The following is a 16,737-nucleotide window of genomic DNA, read 5'->3' as shown; positions in this document are numbered from 1 at the left end:
CTGCCGATAGTTTGTACGAACCCTGCTTCAGGCTGCATCGTCCGCACGATGGAAATCATGCCTCTGCAGCCACCGCATCAGTCGCCCGCACCATTCGCACTCATAAGGGAGCCGTCCGGACCATGGCCATCCACGAACTTTCTGCCCTGCTGTGGCGGGAGCGTGAACTTCTGGACGTTCTGACTTTCAAGCTGGAGGAAGAACAGCTCTTGCTCACCGCCGGCAAGTCGCGCTGGCTGCCGCACGGCACCCGCGAAGTGGAGCAGGTCCTGGGGCACCTGTCCCAGGCGAGCCTGGCCCGCACCATCGAGGCCGCCGTTGTTGCCGAGATGTGGGGCCTGCCCACCGACGCCACCCTGGGCGAACTTGCCGCGGCCGCCCCGGAAGGCGCCTGGGCCGAAGTCCTTAACGCCCACCTCGCTGCATTGACCCGCCAGACCGCCTTGATCAAGGAGCTGCGCGACGCGAACGAGCAGTACTTGCGCACCGCGGTCCGCTCAACCCAGGAATCCCTCGCCGACCTCCGTCCGGCCACCGCCGGTATCTACGACGCGCATGGCAAGACCGGGGACTCCGCCGGCTCCCGCATCTTCGACAAGCAATTCTAAGGAAGCGACCATGAGCACCTTTGGCGCCCTGAACACCGCCTACCGTGGACTGTCTGCCGCCCAGCAGGGCATGAATGTGGCCGGGCAGAACATCGCCAACGCCGCCACCGAGGGCTACACCCGGCAGCGGGTGCAGCAGTCCGCGATCGCGGCACCTGCCCCGGGGATGTTCAGCAACGGGGTCGCCCAGACCGGCCAAGGCGTCTCGGTGGACGCCATCGCACGGCTCGGCAGCAGCGTCCTGGACGCCGGCGTCCGCACCGCGAGCGCACAGGCAGGCTACGCCGGGGTCCGCTCCTCCGCCTTGCAGGGCATCGAGGGCATTTTGCAGGAACCCGGGGACAACGGCATCTCCGCCTCCCTCCAGTCGTTCTGGTCCGCGTGGCAGGGCGCCGCGAACCAGGCGGGTGAGGACGGCCCCAAGGGCCTGCTGCTGAACGCGGCCACCTCGCTCACCGAGAAGATTTCCTCCGCCTACCAGGCGCTTCAGGGGCAATGGAGCAGCGTCCGCGCCCAGGCCGCCGACGCGGTTGACACCGTCAACGCCGCCGCTGGCCAGGTGGCCGCCTACAACGCCACCATCCGCTCCACCCTGGCCGCCGGCGGATCCGCCAACGAACTGATCGACGCCCGCGCCAAGCTCACCGAGACCATCTCGCGGCTGGCAGGCGGCACCGTCCGCGAACAGGCCGACGGCACCGTAGACGTGCACATCGGCGGCAACGCGCTGGTGATGGGCACCTCGGTCCGGGGGCTGGAGCTCTCCGGCAGTCAGTCCGGGGATGCGCTCGGGTCGACCGTCCAGCTGCTCTGGAAGAACCCGGCGGGGGTGGCGTCCTCCGACGGCGGTGAAATCGCCGGCGCTCTCTCCGTGCTGGCTCCCTCCGCGGGCGGAAGCGGCGGCGCCATTGCCGAGGCAGCTGAGTCCTACAACAAGCTCGCCAACTCCCTTGCCCAGACCGTCAACACCGTGCACCGCATTGGTGAAACAGGAACCGGCGCCACCGGCGTCGACTTCTTCACCGTCAGCGTAACCGGGCCGGCCGCCCTCGGCATCAAGGCCCCCGCCAGCACCGACAACATCGCGCTCAAGGCCCCGAACAAGGGCGCGCTGGACACCAGCGTCGCAGACCGGATTTCGCAGCTCGGCACCGGCGCGAACTCGCCGGACAAGCTCTGGTCCGGCATCGTCACCGGGATCGGCGTCGAGTCCCGCGGCGCGCAGCAGCGCGAAGCCCTCACGTCCGCTGCCCAGGCGTCCGCGGTGACCAGCCGCGCCTCGCAGGCTTCGGTGAGCCTGGACGAAGAGAACGTCAACCTTCTCACCAACCAGCACGCCTACCAGGCGGCCGCCCGCGTGATGACCGCCGTCGACGAGGCGCTGGACGTCCTGATCAACCGCACCGGACTGGTAGGAAGGTAGCCATGCTGAACCGGGTAACAAACCTGACCATGAACGCGGCCGCACAGCGGACCCTGCAGACGCAGCAAGCCAAACTGGCGGAGCTGCAGGACAAGGCCACCTCGCTCAACAAGATCTCGCGGCCCTCGGACGATCCCGCCGCCACGGCCCAGGCCCTGGCCACCCGGGCGCTGCAGGCGGCCAATGCCCAGTACGGCCGGAACATCGACGACGGCAACGCCTGGCTCACCGCGGCCGATTCCGCGCTGGAACAGGCCACCAACGTGATGCGCCGGGTTAAGGACCTCACTGTGATGGCCGGCAACGGCTCACTGAACCAGTCCGGCAAGGACGCGATCGCCGCCGAGCTGGAATCCCTCAACGAAGATATCGTCTCGATTGCTAACTCCAAGCACCTAGGCCGGAACATCTTCGCCGGCAGCTCCGACGCCGCCACCGCCTTCAGCATCACCGTCCCGCCTACCTACAACGGTGCCGGCATCAACCCGGTGGAGCGGCGGATCAGCGCCACCCAAACCGTCCGGGTCGACGGCGACGGCGAGGCGATCTTCGGCAGCGGCGCCGGTTCGGTCTTCGACGTCGTGAGCAAGATCGCGGCGGACCTGCGGACCGGTACGGACATTTCCGCCCGGGTGGCCGACGTCGACACCGCCTTTAAGAACATCGTCAACGGCCGTGCTGAAATAGGAACACGGCAGGCACAGCTGGAACGTGCCGGCAACGTCAACACCGAATTGGAGGCTTCCTTGGACGCCCAGCGGACCGGGATTGAAAAAGCTGACCTTGGCAGCGTGATCATGGACCTGAAGCTTCAGGAAACCAACTACCAGGTGGCGCTGGCCGCCACCGCGCGGGTCCTGCAGCCCACGCTGATGGACTTCCTGCGATGAACTCCGTCCTCAACAGCACCCCGGTGACATTCACAGCCCCGATGCCCGGTCTCGAGAACGTGCACGACTTCGCCCTGCGCAACATCGACAGCGCCCCGGGCCTGTTCGCCCTCGAATCCGGTTCCGCCCCGGTCCGGCTGTTCCTGGCGGACGCCGCCGTCTTCGTTCCGGGCTACACGCCGCCGCTGCCGGGCGCCGCGCTGGACGCCCTGGAACTCGGCGACGGGGAGACGCCGCAGGTGCTCGTGGTGGTCAACCACTCCCCCGCTGCCACCACGGTGAACCTGATGGCACCGATCGTGCTCAACCCGGCCACCCGCCGCTGCACCCAGCTGGTGCTGGACGGCAAGGAGTACCCGCTGCGGGCGGAGCTTGGCGCGGCCTAGCCGGAACCGCCGTTGGGCGCTGCCGACGGCTCACCGGCGAACGGTTGCCGGGTCCGGTTCACCAATAGTGCGCGACGTCGATGACCAGGCGTGAGCCCGAGTCCGGCCCGGCCAGCGTGAAGACCCGGAACGGCAGCCGCGCCCGGACACCTAGCCCCAGGCTGGTGTAGCCCTCGAAGCTTCCCGCCCACGCCAGCTGCCGGAACGTCTGGTACCCGCCCACGTTGCTCACCTCGGTCTTCTTCGCCGGGGTGTAGGTGGCCTTGCCGCCCTCGTCGTAGGCCGGCGCGTTGGCTGTGACCTGAAGGAAGGCCTGGCCCCGCAGCGCAATCGGCAGGCCGGACCCGTCCTGCACCACTTGGGGAACGTAGCGCACCGAGTAGCCGGCCGCCGGCCCGTTGAGGTCAAGGACGAGCCGGTCGAAGCAGTAATGCTGCCCGGTCCGGACGTTGACCACCTTGGCCTGGCTCATCGCGGGGTCAGCCTTTGCCAGCGAGCCCCAGACAAGGCCGCAATAGGGTTCCGCCGCTGCCGGCCCCGACGTCAGTAGGCCCAGCCCTGCCGCCATCAGCACGGCCACCAGCCAGACGGTGAGTTTCTTCCGAAGGATTATGAACATACCGGCCGCCCCTCAATCATCCGGACCTGCACCTCGTCCAGATATCTCAAGGGTAGAACCGCCCGTCTGGGTTGACGAGGGGTCGTTAGCCCCAACTGGCACCCGGCGGGTACGGCAAAGCGCCGGGCCCTGCGGGCGTCCGGCGCTTTGCTTGGAATGATGTGAAATTCTTGAAACGAGCCCGGGGATGCGGGCTGGCCGTCCTGGGCGAGGGTTTTAGCCTTCGCAGTCGCGGCAGTACTTCAGGCCGTTCTTTTCCTTGGCGACCTGGGACCGGTGGCGGACCAGGAAGCAGGAGGAGCAGGTGAATTCATCTGACTGCTCGGGAACAACAATGACGGTCAGTTCTTCGCCGGAGAGGTCGGCGCCGGGAAGGTCGATGCCCTCGGCGGTGTCGTTCTCGTCGACGTCGATCACAGCAGTCTGGGCACCGCCGCCGCGGGATGCCTGGAGGGCCTCCAGCGATTCAGCGGGAGACTCTTCTTCTGTCTTGCGTGGGGCGTCGTAATCGGTAGCCATAGCGGGGTTCACTTTCGTTGCTGCACAGCGCCATTTCAGGCACCTCAGTGAAGCAGTTTAGGGCATCATGCTGGTAGTTGGCGCATAGTGTGTTTAAAGCGACATTCAGCGTCATGAACCAGGTTCTCCAGGGAGGCAATGATGGCTACGAAACTCAACAAGAAGTCGCTCGCCCAGGCGCGTCGACTGATCAAGGACGGGAAGGTCCAACGCGACACCCGGGACGATTGGAGCGAGCACGCGCCGTCGGCCGAGCAGGAGAACAAGTTCATCGAAATGAACGGGTTCGCCGAGTTCTCCCACTGGCATCTGGGGCTCGACCCGGATGCTTCCGATGGCACCAAAGGCAGCGTGACATTCCCCTTCGGCGACTTCAAGAAAGTCCACCGATGCGCCATTGTTTCGTTGGAGAGCCGGGCTGCGCAGCATGGCCACGACGACATTGCCGCCGCGGCCAAGAAACTCCTCGAAGAAATCGACGCCGAGTAGCGCTGGCGGCCGGCCGGTGCCGGCCGCTGCCAGGACTCAGGCCACCGGCCAGACGATGAGGGTTTTCCAGGCCGACGGGTCCGGTTCGACGGCCGGGTCGCTGAGGTAGTACTCCCACATGGCGTCGCCCGGGGTCAAACCGTCCGCCTGCATCCGCGCCATCACGGCGTTGTAGGTCTCAGGCAAGGTCTCGTAGGGGCCGACGTGCATGGCCTGCAGTGCCCTGCCGGCTGGAAGCACGCCCGCCGTCACGCTCGGTTCCGAACCGCGATCGCCCACGCCGCCTCCCCCGCCCGGGTACGGCGCGGCCAGCGGGAAGCCTGCCTCGACGTCGACGACGTCGGTGGGCATGCCGCGGTACAGCGCGAACGGGGGCCCCGCCAACTGGACGTTTTGCTGCTGCACGGCGTCCATGACGGTCCGGTAGGCGCGGTCGAAGAAGTCGCGCAAGGCATTCATGGGCACAGTCTCGCGCAGCACTGCAGTGGGCTGTTCCTGGAGGTCGGTGGACTTGATGTCCGGTGTCGTTTCGGGATTCGTTTCACTCATAGGGCAAGCCTCCGCCGACGGATTTGGCCGGTCAAGGGCCCAACGCCCCGCGGACCGTAGCCGCGCGGCTACCGGGCGATGATCACGTCGAGGTTGCGCGGGCCGTGGACCCCTTCGACGCGTTCGAGTTCGATGTCGCTGGTGGCGCTCGGTCCGCTGATCATGGTGAGCGGCCGGGTGCCGTCGATGCGCCGGAGCGCCTCCGGAAGGATGCCGGCGATATCCGCGGCGTTCACGACGCAGATGTGGTGGTCCGGGACGAGGCTGATGGCGCGGCGGCCCTGGTTGGGACTGCCGTCCAAAATGATCGTCCCCGTTTCGGCGACGGCGACGGCGCTGCCGGTCACAACCGCGTCGACGCCGTCCAGCTCGGCAACGGTCAGCGGCGCAGACACGGAATCCACCCGGCGGCGGTCGCCGTCGGGGGCGGAGTGGAGGCCGGCGGTCCAGCCGGCGTCGAGCCCTGCCGGGACGACGTAGCTGCGGGCGTCCGCGAGCAGTTCTGCGATCCGTTCGGGCACCTCGGCCGCGTCCAGCACGCAGACCCGGGCCTTGTAGTCGACCAGGCGGTCCACCAGCAGGTGGATCAGCGCGTCCTGGTCCAGCCCGGATGATGTGCGGTATTCCCGCGGAATCTGCGGCGCTTGGGGTGCGTCCCGGAGTGCGGAGCGGATCCGGCCGAGGATATCTTCGCGTGCGCTCATGCTCCGTCTTCCTTGTCCTGGGCAGTGACTTGGGCATTGGGGTGGGCATTGCCGTGGGCTGGGGCCGGCGCTGGGGTGCCGCCGGTTTCCGGGCCGTGGTGTTCCTTGGCCCACCAGTCGCGGAATGATTGCTGCGGGGGCGCCGGGATGTCGCGGCTTTGGGTCCACCCGGCAGCGATGCCGGGCAGCTTGGTGATCTTTTGATCCGGGCCGGCCGCCAGGCGGCCCAGCGGAAGGCCCTTTTCGACCAGCCCGAGCCGTTTCCCGGAGGACAACGCCCAGGACGCGGCCTTCATGCCGACGTCCATCTGGCTGGGCAGCTTCTTCTTTCCACGCTTGCTGTCCACGTCGACGCTGCGCAGGTGCACCAGGATGTCCGGGATGTTGATTTTCACCGGGCAGGCGTCATAGCAGGCCCCGCACAGTGAGGAGGCGTACGGCAGGGAGCTGTTTTCCTCCGATTCGATGCCGGTCAGCAGCGGCGAAAGGATGGCGCCGATCGGGCCGGGGTAGGTGGAGCCGTAGGCGTGGCCGCCGGTCCGCTCGTATACCGGGCAGACGTTCATGCAGGCGCTGCAGCGGATGCAGTGCAGCGCGGAGCGGCCCATCTCGTCCGCGAGCGCGGCGCTGCGTCCGTTGTCGAGCAGCACCAGGTGCACGTTTTGCGGCCCGTCGCCCTCGGTGACGCCGGTCCACAGCGAGGTGTAGGGGTTCATCCGTTCCCCGGTGGAGGAGCGCGGGAGCAGCTGCATGAACACCTCGAGGTCCTGCCAGCCCGGCAGCAGTTTTTCCACGCCCATCACGGTGATCAGGGTCTCCGGCAGGGTCAGGCACATCCGGCCGTTGCCTTCGGATTCGACGACGGCCAGGGTGCCGGAATCGGCGAGCGCGAAGTTGGCCCCGGACACTGCCACCTTGGCCGTCAGGAATTTGCGGCGCAGGTGTGCGCGGGCTGCCATGGCCAGCACCGCGGGGTTGTCGGTCAGGGCGGGGTCCGCGCCGGGCATCTCGCGCAGGAAGATGTCGCGGATTTCGGTGCGGTTCTTGTGGATGGCGGGGACCAGGATGTGGCTGGGCTTGTCGTGGTCCAGCTGCACGATCAGCTCGGCCAGGTCCGTTTCAAACGCCGTGATCCCCTGCTCGTCGAGGTATTCGTTGAGCCCGATTTCCTGGGTGGCCATGGATTTGACCTTGACCACTTCGGTTTCGCCGGTGTCCCGGATCAGTCCCGCGACGATTTCATTGGCCTCGTCGGCGTCGCGCGCCCAGTGGATGACTCCGCCGCGGGCGGTGAAGTTCTGTTCGAACTGCTCGAGGAGTTCGGGCAGCCTGGCCATCACGGATTCCTTGATGGCGGACCCGGCGTCGCGCAGCTGTTCCCAGTCGGGCAGTTCGGAGACCACCTGGAGGCGCTTGTCGCGGATGGTGTGGGTGGCGTGGCCCAGGTTGGCGCGCAGCTGGGCGTTGCCCAGCTCCCGGTGCGCCGCCGTCGGGAACGATTCGGCGGCGTGCAGGTTGCCGGTGCCGAAGACGGGAAGGGAGGGCATGCCCAGGAAGGTGCTCATCGTGTTGCCTTTCCGGTGGCGACGCGTACCTCGCCGGTGACGGACGCGGGCGCTTCCGCGGTGCTGGCGAGGATTTCGGCCAGGTGCAGGGTGGTGACGTCGCTGCCCTGGCGGGACAGGCCTCCGCCGATGTGCATCAGGCAGGAGGCGTCCCCGCCCGTGCACAGCGCGGCGCCGGTGGAGCGGACGTTGGCCGTCTTGTCCTCGAGCATGGCCGAGGAGACGTCGGCGTTTTTCATCGAGAAGGTGCCGCCGAAGCCGCAGCACTGGTCCGCTTCCGGCAGTTCGGCCAGCTCGATTCCCTGGACACTGCGCAGCAGCCGGGCCTGGCGGTCGCCGAGGCGGAGCAGGCGCATCCCGTGGCAGCTGGGGTGGTAAGTGACCCGGTGCGGGAAGTAGGAGCCCAGCTGAGCGCCGGCGTCGGTCACGCCCAGCACGTCCACCAGCAGCTCGGAGAGCTCGTAGGTCCTGGCGCCGACGGCGGCGGCCCGGGCCTCCAGCGAAGTGTCGCCGCAGGAGCGGGCCACCATCGGGTGCTGGTGCTTGACCGAGGCGACGCAGGACCCGGACGGCGCGACGGCGACGTCGTAGTCCTCGGTGTCGAAGGCGCGCACATGGTTGGCGACGACCGGGACGGCTTCCTTGAGGTAGCCGCTGTTGACGTGCATCTGCCCGCAGCAGGCCTGGCCGGACGGGAACACGACCTCGTGCCCCAGCCGCTCCAGGATGCTCACGGTGGCCTGCGCGGTGCGCGGATACATCGCATCCACGATGCAGGTGGCGAACAAAGCGATTCTCATAACAGCCTTTCGAGGAACGCCGGAGGTATGTGGTCTGACCATAGTAAAGCACGTGATGCCTGCCACTTCCAGCGCGGGCCGCGACGTGAACCCGCTCACACGGCAATTGAGATCTGCGCTACACTCTCATGGTCCGACCACAGTGGTCTGACCAAAGCTTTCGTCGTCTCTCAACGCAGAGGAACTTCCGTGGACCACTTCACCCCCACCACCGACCCGGTGCTGAACAGCGTGGCCTGGTCGGCCATCGTTGGCCTGCTGCCGCTGCTCACTTTCTTCATCCTGCTGGCCGTCGTGAAGACCAAGGCCCACGTGGCCGGCGCCTTCGCCCTGCTGGTCGCCCTCGTGATCGGCATCGCCGCCTTCCACATGCCGGCCGGCCTGGCGATCCTTTCGGCAACCCAGGGCGGGGTCTTCGGCGCCTTCCCGGTGCTCTGGATCGTCGTCATGGCCGTCTGGCTGTACCAGGTGACCGTCCTCAGCGGCCGGTTCGAGGACCTGCGCCGCGTCTTCGACGTGATCGGCGGCGGCGACGTGCGCCTGCAGGCCGTCCTGGTGGCCTTCTGCTTCGGCGGCCTGCTCGAGGCCCTCGCCGGCTTCGGCGCCCCGGTCGCCATCACCGCCACCATGCTGCTGGCCCTGGGACTGCCGCCGCTGCGCGCAGCCGCCGCCGTGCTGGTGGCCAACACCGCGCCGGTCGCGTTCGGCGCGATGGCCATCCCGATCACCACTGCCGCCGGACTGACCGGCCTGCACGCGACGGACATCGCCTCCATCGTGGGCCGCCAGGCTCCCCTGCTGGCCACCTTCGTGCCGCTGATCCTGCTTTACATCATCGACGGCCGCCGCGGTCTGAAGGACTGCTGGCCCGCCGCGCTGGTGGTCGGCGGCTCCTTCGCCGTCGCCCAGTTCCTGTGCTCCAACTACTTCTCCTACGAACTCACCGACATCCTGGCCTCGCTGGTCGGCCTCGGCGCCGCCGTCGTGTTCTTCCGGATGTGGAAGCCGAAGGGCAGCGCTGCCGCCCGCGAGCGCCTTGGCGTTGCCGCTGACGTTGTTGCCGGCGGCGGCGCCGCCCGGAGCGGGGGCTCACAGGATGCCGGCACGGCCGGCGTTGTCACCGCCGAAAGGGCCACGGACGGCGGCCTCACCCCGATGCGCACCTGGCTGGCCCTCTTTCCGTACTTCCTCGTGATTGTGGTGTTCGGCATCGCCAAGCTGTGGAAGCTCGGCATCGACCTGCCCGCGTTCCTCGCCTCGACGGACGTCAAGATCCCCTGGCCGATCCTGCACGACGCCCTGGTCAACGCCGAGGGCAAGCCCGTCTCCTCCACCGTGTACTCGTTCCAGTGGCTGTCCAGCCCGGGCACGCTGCTGTTGATCACCGGGCTGCTGGTGGCGCTGGTGTACTCCAAGTACGACGACGGCGGCCGCTTCCGCCTCTCGGTCGGCGACGCGGTCCAGGAGATTGGACGCACCATCTTCAAGATGCGCTGGGCAGGACTGACCATCATCACGGTGCTCGCCTTGGCGTATGTCATGAACAACTCCGGCCAGACGGTCTCGATCGGCACCTGGCTGGCCGGCACCGGCAGCTTCTTCGCCTTCCTGTCGCCCGTACTCGGCTGGCTGGGCACCGCCGTGACCGGCTCGGACACCTCGGCCAACGCGCTGTTCGCCAAGCTGCAGCAGACCGCGGGCCTGAAAGCCGGCATCGATCCGAACCTGCTGGTCGCTGCCAACACCTCCGGCGGTGTGGTGGGCAAGCTGATCAGTCCGCAGAACCTCGCCATTGCGGCGAGCGCGGTCAACCTTGACGGCCAGGAGTCGGTGATCCTGCGTAAGGTGGTCGGGTGGAGCGTGGCTCTGCTGCTGGTCCTGTGCACCCTCGCCTTCCTGCAGTCCACTCCCGTCCTGGGCTGGATGCTGCCGTAGCCGCCAGCTCCACGCCATCACGAGTGCGGGCCGCGCCGCGGCCCGCACTCCCGCCCGGAAGGAAAAGCCCGTGACAACCGCCGAAGCAGGAGCAGCCCCCCGCCGTCGTACCTATGACGCGCTCCTGCAGGACATCGAGGCCGACCTGCGCTCCGGCAAGATCAAACTCGGCGACCGCCTCCCGGGCGAACGGACCCTGGCGGAAAGCTACGGGATCTCCCGGGCCTCGGTCCGCGAAGCCATCCGGATCCTGGACGCGATGGGTGTGCTGCGCAGCTCCGTCGGCTCTGGCCCCACTTCCGGGGCCATCGTCATCTCGGATCCGTCCGCGGGCCTGTCCTCCGCCCTGCGCCTGCATGTGGCCAGCAACCGCCTGCCCGTCGAGGACATCGTGCAGACCCGCATCCTGCTCGAGACCTGGTCGGCCCAGGCCGGGGCTGCCCGCGGCGGCACGGAGGAAGAGCTGAAGCAGGCCGCCGCTCTGCTGGACGCCATGGACAACCCCGGACTCGACCGGGCCACCTTCCACGAACTCGATGCGCGCTTCCATGTCGCGCTGAGCTCGCTCGCCGGGAACGCCGTCGTCGCCACCATGATGGAGTCGCTCAGCGGCTCCATCGTCGGCTACGTCAAGGGCGCCATGGACGCGATGGAGTCCTGGCCGGATGTCCTGTGCGAGCTGCGAAGCCAGCACCACGGCATCTTTGATGCCGTGCGGGCCCGCGACGGCGAGCTTGCGGCCCGCCTGCTGCGCGAACACATCGAGTGGTTCTACATCCGGGCGCAGGAAGCCACCCCGCCGCAAGCCCCTCCCGCCCCGTAACACACTCCCCGAAAAACTCTGGAGCACCGCATGACCGCCACGGCCGCCGCCGCACCCCTGATCGACCAGCTGGACCTCGACACGGTCAGCACAAGGGACCTGGACCGCCGGGCCATGGCGCACGACGCGTCCCACTACCTGCTGATCCCCCAAGGCGTCGCCACCCCGCGCAACGCCGACGACGTCGGGCTGCTGCTGCGCCGCAGCCGCGAGCTCAACCTGCCCGCCACCTTCCGCTCCGGCGGCACCAGCCTCTCCGGCCAGGCGCTCAGCGACAGCCTGCTCATCAACACCCGCCAGCATTTCCGCGGCATCGAGGTCCTCGACGGCGGCGCCCGCGTCCGCGTCCAGCCCGGCGCCACCATCCGCAGCGTCAACGCCCGCCTGGCTGCGTTCGGCCGCAAACTCGGCCCCGACCCGGCGAGTGAAATCGCCTGCACCGTGGGCGGCGTGATCGCGAACAACTCCTCCGGGATGGCCTGCGGCACGGAGTTCAACACCTACCGCACCCTGGAATCCATGGTCCTGGTGCTGCCCTCAGGCACGGTCATCGACACCGCCGACGCCGGCGCGGACGCGCGCCTGCGGGAACTGGAACCGGACCTCCATGAGGGCCTGCTGCGGCTGCGCCGCCGGGTGGCCGGGAACGCGGAATCGGTGCGCACCATCACCTCGCTGTTCTCCATGAAGAACACCATGGGCTACGGGGTGAACTCGTTCCTGGACTACGAACGCGCCGTCGACATCCTGATGCACCTCATGATCGGCAGCGAAGGCACCCTCGGCTTCGTGGCGGAAGCGGTCTTCCGCACCGTCGAGGTCAAGCCCGCCGTCGCCACCGGGCTGCTGGTCTTCAACACGCTCGCAGCGGCGACGGCGGCCCTGCCCGAGCTGGTGGCCTCCGGCCTGGCGACCATCGAACTGATGGACGCCGCCGCGCTGAAGGTCGCGCAGCTGGCCGCGGATGCTCCCGCGGCCATCCGGTCGCTGCCGGTCCAGGGGCACACCGCGCTGCTGGTGGAACACCAGGGCGCCGACGCCGCGGAGCTGGCCTTCAGACGGGAGAGCTCGCAGCCGCTCTTCGCGTCGCTGGACCTGGCCTCGCCGTTCGCGCTGACCACGGACCCGAAGGACCGGGCGGCCCTCTGGCATGTCCGCAAGGGCCTGTACACCACCGTGGCCGGCGCCCGTCCCTCCGGCACCAACGCACTGCTGGAGGACATCGTGGTTCCGGTTCCAGCCCTGGCGGACACCTGCGGCGAACTGACCCGGCTCTTCGCCGAACACCGCTACGAGGAGTCGGTGATCTTTGGCCACGCAAAGGACGGCAACGTCCACTTCATGCTCAACGAGCGCTTCGACGACCCGGCCCAGCTGCTGCGCTACCAGGCCTTCACCGACGACATGGTGGACCTGGTCCTCGGCGCGGGCGGTTCGCTCAAGGCCGAGCACGGCACCGGCCGGATCATGGCCCCGTTCGTCCGCCGCCAGTATGGTGACGAACTCTACGAAGTCATGCAGGAGATCAAACGGCTGATCGACCCGGCCAATCTCCTGAACCCGGGCGTGCTGCTAGCGGAGGAGCCGCTCTCCTACGTGCAAAACCTCAAGGTGGCGCCGACGGTGGAGGAAGAGGTGGACCGCTGCGTGGAGTGCGGCTACTGCGAGCCGGTCTGCCCGAGCAAAGACATCACCCTCACGCCCCGCCAGCGCATCGTGCTGCGCCGCGAGATGGCCGCCGCGGAACAGCGCGGCGACGACGCCCTGGCGGCGCGGCTGCGCAAGGACTACGAGTACGACGGCGTGCAGACCTGCGCGGCCGACGGCATGTGTGTCACCGCCTGCCCGGTGCTGATCAACACCGGGGACCTGGTGCGGCGGCTGCGGCAGGAAAACGCGAACGCCGTCGCGGAGGCCGGCTGGAGCGCCGCCGCGGACCGCTGGGGCGCCGTGACGGCCGGCGGCGGCCTGGCCCTGACCGTGGCGAAGGCGATGCCCGCGCCGCTGGCCAAGGCAGCGACAACCGTCGGCCGTGCGGTGCTGGGCGCGGAGACCGTTCCCGCCTACGACGCCGTGCTGCCCGGCGGCGGCTCCAAGCGCCGGCCGCGCCGGGATCCGGACAGCGTCGCCGTGTTCTTCCCGGCCTGCATCGGCACCATGTTCGGCCCCGCGGATGCGGGCGGTGGTGTAGCGGGCAGTGGCGCCAAAGGCTCGGCCCAGGCGTTCCTGGACCTCTGCGAGCGTGCCGGCGTCGGGCTGACCGTCCCGGAGGACATCGGCAGCCTCTGCTGCGGCACCCCGTGGAAGTCCAAGGGCTTCGCGCAGGGCTACGCGGCGATGTCCGCAAAGGTCCTGGACGGGCTCTACGAGGCCAGCGGCCAGGGCCGGCTGCCGGTGGTGTGCGACGCCGCCTCCTGCACCGAGGGCCTGGAAACGATGAAGCGGCTCGCGGCCGAGGGCGGGGAGCGGTACGCCGGGCTGCGGTTCGTGGACTCGGTGGAGTTCGTGCACCAGCACGTGCTCGGGCAGCTGACTGTCACCTCGCCGGTGGGGTCCATGGCACTGCACCCCACCTGTTCTTCCACCCAGCTGGGCACCAATGGTGCGCTGATGGACATCGCCCGGACTGTCACGGAGGACGTGTTTGTGCCGCTGAACTGGGGCTGCTGCGCGTTCGCCGGCGACCGCGGCCTGCTGCATCCGGAACTGACCGACTCCGCCACGGACAAGCAGGCCCGGGAAATCAACGAGCGCGAATTCGACGCCTACGCCTCAACGAATCGCACCTGCGAACTGGGCATGTCCAAGGCCACCGGCCACTCCTACCGGCACCTGCTGGAAATCCTGGAGGAGGCCACCCGGCCGGAGGGGTGAGGCGCGGGCGTGGCCGGGTCGACGGAATGGGTTTGTAGACTCGGGGCATGTCACGTTCTGGGGGGACAAAGACCATCCGGGCTGCCTCAGCCCTCATCGGATCGCTGCTGCTGGCCGCAGGGCTCGGCGCCTGCACTTACGAGGATCCGGGCGGTCCGCAGCGCACGGACGGGCAAAACCGTCGGCCGGCGCCCACCGTTGCGCCGCAGGATCCTGATGTCTTGGCGGTGGAGGCGCGCAACTATGCGGAGCTGGAGCGGCGTTTGGCCGCCACGCCCGGAGAGGCGCTGCTGGCCGACGCGGGTCCCGCCGACGGCCCAAGTGTCGGATTCAGCAAGACCGCAACGGTAACGAAGACCGGGCCGCACACCGTAACGGCCGCCTGCATCGGCATTCCGCATGCCCAGATCTACCTCTCGCAGGACATCAAGGGCGGAAGCAAGTACACGGTCCTCGAGGTCGACTGCTCGCAGACCCAGACCCAGGTGGTTCAGCTGGCGGCAGGGCCCGTCGGCGTCCAACTCACCCGTGTCCACCCAGACGGCGCCTGGACCGGGGCGGTCGCCGGGATCAGGATCACCGCCCCATGAGGCTCGAGGGCTGGAATGTCACGGTTCTCCTGCTCCTGCTGGTGGCTGCAGCCGTTGTGGTGCACGGCGTGACCTTGCTTGTCGCGTGGGCCGTGCGGCGGCTCCGTCGGCGAAGCAACGGCGGCGGCACCGGGAGCGTGCCGTGAACAGCTCGCGAAGTGGCGGTGAACTGCGGCATGTCGGTTGTGGGAGGCTTCTCGGCTTCTCATAGCGTCGGGTGCATGATCACACCCCATCATCGTTTCCGCAGGGCCGCCATCACCGCCCTGGCCGTCACCCTCCCGGTTGCCTTCCTAGCCCCCGCCGGCGCCTCCTCTGCCGCGCCGGGCACAGCGCACCAGGCCGCGGCCGTCGCCCCGGACCCGTCCGCCAAGCTCGACCTGGGTGCTCCGGGCCAGCCGGAGTCCCGCACCGTGACCAGCCTGGCACCCGGCCTCACCCGGACGTCCATCACCCGCGGCACCCCCAACCAGGACTTCTTCTGGACCGCTGAGGTCGCCGTTCCTTCTACGTCCCCGGACCCGGACGCGCCGGCTTCGGCGCTGTCCAGGCAGCCGCAGGCCCAGGCGGTCGCCGACAAGCTCAACGCGGCCGGGGTGGTCGCCCGCGTCGAGCACGTCCAGTCCCCGAAGCTCGCAGATGCCGGCGGGGACCTCGGCTACCGGGTACGCGCCGGGCACTTCACGGCCAAGGCAGACGGTTCCGCCACTGTCGCGCAGATCCAGGCGGCCGGCTACAAATCCTCGGTGATCTACACCGGCTGGGACGGCGACGAAGGCACCAGCGAGGACGACCGCGGACCTTGGAAGCTGGAGGTCCTCAACATCGACCCGAAGCAATTCCGCGGCGACCTGACCTCCTCCTTCGGACCCGACCTCGAGACCCGGGAAACGACAAGCAAGCTCGCGGCCGCCTCGGGCGCCCTGGCGGGGACCAATGGCGGCTTCTTTGTCATGGATCCCGCCGCCGGGGCCGAAGGCGATCCCGCGGGCGCGGCAGTGCAGGACGGCAAGATCCTCAGCGAACCCGTCGGAGACCGCCCCTCCCTCGTCATCGGGGCTAAGAACACCACCTCGGTCCAGCGGCTGCATTGGCGCGGCACTGTCGGTGCCCCCGGCAACCCCGCGGCCCTCCCCCTGGACGGCCTGAACCGCGTGCCGGGCCTCATCCGCAACTGCGGCGGCACCGACGACACCCCGACGAACCTGCCGCTGCACGATTTCACCTGCACCGACGCGGACGAGATCGTGGCCTTCACCCCCGAGTTCGGCGCCTCCACCCCGTCCGGTGCCGGCCTCGAAGCCGTCGTAGACGCCCACGGCACGGTCACGGCCCTCCACCACACGCGCGGCACCACAGTCCCGGCCGGCGGTCACACCCTGCAGGCGATCGGAGCGGACGTGGACAGGCTCTCCGCGCTGGCCAAGCCCGGCGCGAAGCTGAAGATCGGCACGGACCTCCTCAACGAAAGCGGGAGGGCACTGAAGATTGGCACCACCACCGATGTCGTCAACGGCGGCCCCACTCTGGTCCGGAACGGTGAACTCAGCGTGACCGCCAAGCGCGACGGCATGGTCCGCACCGGCGACAACTCTTTCTTCTACGGCTGGGTACACAAGCGCAGCCCCCGCACCTTCGCCGGCGTTGACGCCCAAGGCCGCACCATGATCGTCACCGCCGACGGTCGCCAGACGACGTCCCTCGGGCTGAGCATCAAGGAGTCCGCCGACGTCGCGCATTCACTGGGCATGGTCGACGCGATCAATCTGGACGGCGGCGGATCGACCACCATGGTCCAGGGCGGTCAGGTCGTGAACTCGCCCTCCGACGCGACCGGTGAACGCCCGGTGGGGGACGCACTCCTTGTCCTACCCGGCCGCAGGAACTAGGCCGGTCAAACCCCGCCCAAGGCCCTCGGGGCCGTGGGCGGCGTTTTCTTCTTTAAGCCAGCCGGGATTCACAC

17 protein-coding genes are annotated in these 16,737 nt (G+C 68.6%); 11 read left to right on the top strand and 6 right to left on the bottom strand.

What is annotated here, in order from left to right:
* The first annotated feature begins 122 nt into the window (after positions 1 to 122).
* The 4 genes from AC1MED_RS03850 to fliW are packed head-to-tail and all read left to right on the top strand — an operon-like array spanning position 123 to position 3,307.
* Positions 123 to 608, top strand: a complete 486-nt coding sequence (locus AC1MED_RS03850) for a flagellar protein FlgN (protein ID WP_479785513.1) — start codon at positions 123 to 125, stop codon at positions 606 to 608.
* A gap of 10 nt (positions 609 to 618) precedes the next feature.
* Positions 619 to 2,031: a flagellar hook-associated protein FlgK gene (gene flgK / locus AC1MED_RS03845; RefSeq protein WP_479785511.1), complete on the top strand. Its 1,413-nt coding sequence runs from the start codon at positions 619 to 621 to the stop codon at positions 2,029 to 2,031.
* A gap of 2 nt (positions 2,032 to 2,033) precedes the next feature.
* The gene (gene flgL, locus AC1MED_RS03840; protein ID WP_479785509.1) at positions 2,034 to 2,921 is read left to right on the top strand and encodes a flagellar hook-associated protein FlgL; all 888 of its coding nucleotides are present in this window, start codon (positions 2,034 to 2,036) and stop codon (positions 2,919 to 2,921) included.
* Entirely contained in the window at positions 2,918 to 3,307 is a 390-nt protein-coding gene (gene fliW / locus AC1MED_RS03835; protein ID WP_346960055.1) for a flagellar assembly protein FliW, read from the top strand. Before flgL ends, fliW begins: the two co-directional genes overlap by 4 nt.
* Before the next feature lie 58 nt (positions 3,308 to 3,365).
* Here fliW and AC1MED_RS03830 read toward each other — a convergent pair whose 3' ends face one another.
* A complete protein-coding gene (locus AC1MED_RS03830; RefSeq protein WP_479785508.1) occupies positions 3,366 to 3,926 on the bottom strand; it encodes an AMIN-like domain-containing (lipo)protein in 561 nt (186 codons plus the stop codon).
* Positions 3,927 to 4,142: 216 nt separating this feature from the next.
* Positions 4,143 to 4,445 (bottom strand): DUF4193 domain-containing protein, encoded by a 303-nt coding sequence (locus AC1MED_RS03825; RefSeq protein ID WP_056741192.1) that lies wholly within the window; start codon positions 4,443 to 4,445, stop codon positions 4,143 to 4,145.
* Positions 4,446 to 4,586: 141 nt separating this feature from the next.
* Here AC1MED_RS03825 and AC1MED_RS03820 point away from each other — a divergent pair, with 141 nt between their 5' ends.
* Positions 4,587 to 4,934: a hypothetical protein gene (locus tag AC1MED_RS03820; protein WP_479785507.1), complete on the top strand. Its 348-nt coding sequence runs from the start codon at positions 4,587 to 4,589 to the stop codon at positions 4,932 to 4,934.
* A 36-nt stretch (positions 4,935 to 4,970) separates the two neighbouring features.
* Here AC1MED_RS03820 and AC1MED_RS03815 read toward each other — a convergent pair whose 3' ends face one another.
* The 4 genes from AC1MED_RS03815 to AC1MED_RS03800 all read right to left on the bottom strand — a co-directional run bounded on the left by AC1MED_RS03815 (position 4,971) and on the right by AC1MED_RS03800 (position 8,552).
* Positions 4,971 to 5,483 carry a GyrI-like domain-containing protein gene (locus tag AC1MED_RS03815; RefSeq protein WP_479785506.1) on the bottom strand — a complete coding sequence of 171 codons (513 nt, stop codon included), beginning with the start codon at positions 5,481 to 5,483 and terminating at the stop codon, positions 4,971 to 4,973.
* A gap of 68 nt (positions 5,484 to 5,551) precedes the next feature.
* Positions 5,552 to 6,187 carry a LutC/YkgG family protein gene (locus tag AC1MED_RS03810; protein WP_479785504.1) on the bottom strand — a complete coding sequence of 212 codons (636 nt, stop codon included), beginning with the start codon at positions 6,185 to 6,187 and terminating at the stop codon, positions 5,552 to 5,554.
* Positions 6,184 to 7,752 carry a LutB/LldF family L-lactate oxidation iron-sulfur protein gene (locus tag AC1MED_RS03805; RefSeq protein ID WP_479785503.1) on the bottom strand — a complete coding sequence of 523 codons (1,569 nt, stop codon included), beginning with the start codon at positions 7,750 to 7,752 and terminating at the stop codon, positions 6,184 to 6,186. Before AC1MED_RS03805 ends, AC1MED_RS03810 begins: the two co-directional genes overlap by 4 nt.
* On the bottom strand, positions 7,749 to 8,552 hold the full coding sequence (locus AC1MED_RS03800) for a (Fe-S)-binding protein (protein ID WP_479785502.1): 804 nt from the start codon (positions 8,550 to 8,552) through the stop codon (positions 7,749 to 7,751). The genes AC1MED_RS03805 and AC1MED_RS03800 overlap by 4 nt, the downstream gene beginning before the upstream one ends.
* Positions 8,553 to 8,741: 189 nt before the next feature.
* Between AC1MED_RS03800 and AC1MED_RS03795 the strand changes: the two genes are divergently transcribed.
* The 6 genes from AC1MED_RS03795 to AC1MED_RS03770 all read left to right on the top strand — a co-directional run bounded on the left by AC1MED_RS03795 (position 8,742) and on the right by AC1MED_RS03770 (position 16,663).
* A complete protein-coding gene (locus AC1MED_RS03795) occupies positions 8,742 to 10,487 on the top strand; it encodes an L-lactate permease (RefSeq protein WP_479785500.1) in 1,746 nt (581 codons plus the stop codon).
* 70 nt (positions 10,488 to 10,557) lie between these two features.
* Complete coding sequence (locus AC1MED_RS03790; RefSeq protein ID WP_346960047.1) at positions 10,558 to 11,310, top strand: FadR/GntR family transcriptional regulator; 753 nt, start codon at positions 10,558 to 10,560, stop codon at positions 11,308 to 11,310.
* Between the two features lie 30 nt (positions 11,311 to 11,340).
* Positions 11,341 to 14,184 (top strand): FAD-binding and (Fe-S)-binding domain-containing protein, encoded by a 2,844-nt coding sequence (locus AC1MED_RS03785; protein ID WP_479785498.1) that lies wholly within the window; start codon positions 11,341 to 11,343, stop codon positions 14,182 to 14,184.
* Positions 14,185 to 14,231: 47 nt separating this feature from the next.
* Positions 14,232 to 14,774 carry a hypothetical protein gene (locus AC1MED_RS03780; RefSeq protein WP_479785497.1) on the top strand — a complete coding sequence of 181 codons (543 nt, stop codon included), beginning with the start codon at positions 14,232 to 14,234 and terminating at the stop codon, positions 14,772 to 14,774.
* The gene (locus AC1MED_RS03775) at positions 14,771 to 14,920 is read left to right on the top strand and encodes a hypothetical protein (protein ID WP_479785495.1); all 150 of its coding nucleotides are present in this window, start codon (positions 14,771 to 14,773) and stop codon (positions 14,918 to 14,920) included. The genes AC1MED_RS03780 and AC1MED_RS03775 overlap by 4 nt, the downstream gene beginning before the upstream one ends.
* Positions 14,921 to 14,995: 75 nt before the next feature.
* Positions 14,996 to 16,663 (top strand): phosphodiester glycosidase family protein, encoded by a 1,668-nt coding sequence (locus AC1MED_RS03770; RefSeq protein WP_479785494.1) that lies wholly within the window; start codon positions 14,996 to 14,998, stop codon positions 16,661 to 16,663.
* Positions 16,664 to 16,737: the final 74 nt, after the last annotated feature.

The organism is Arthrobacter sp. BI5, assembly GCF_056680065.1.
This window is presented reverse-complemented; position numbering and strand designations above follow the sequence as displayed.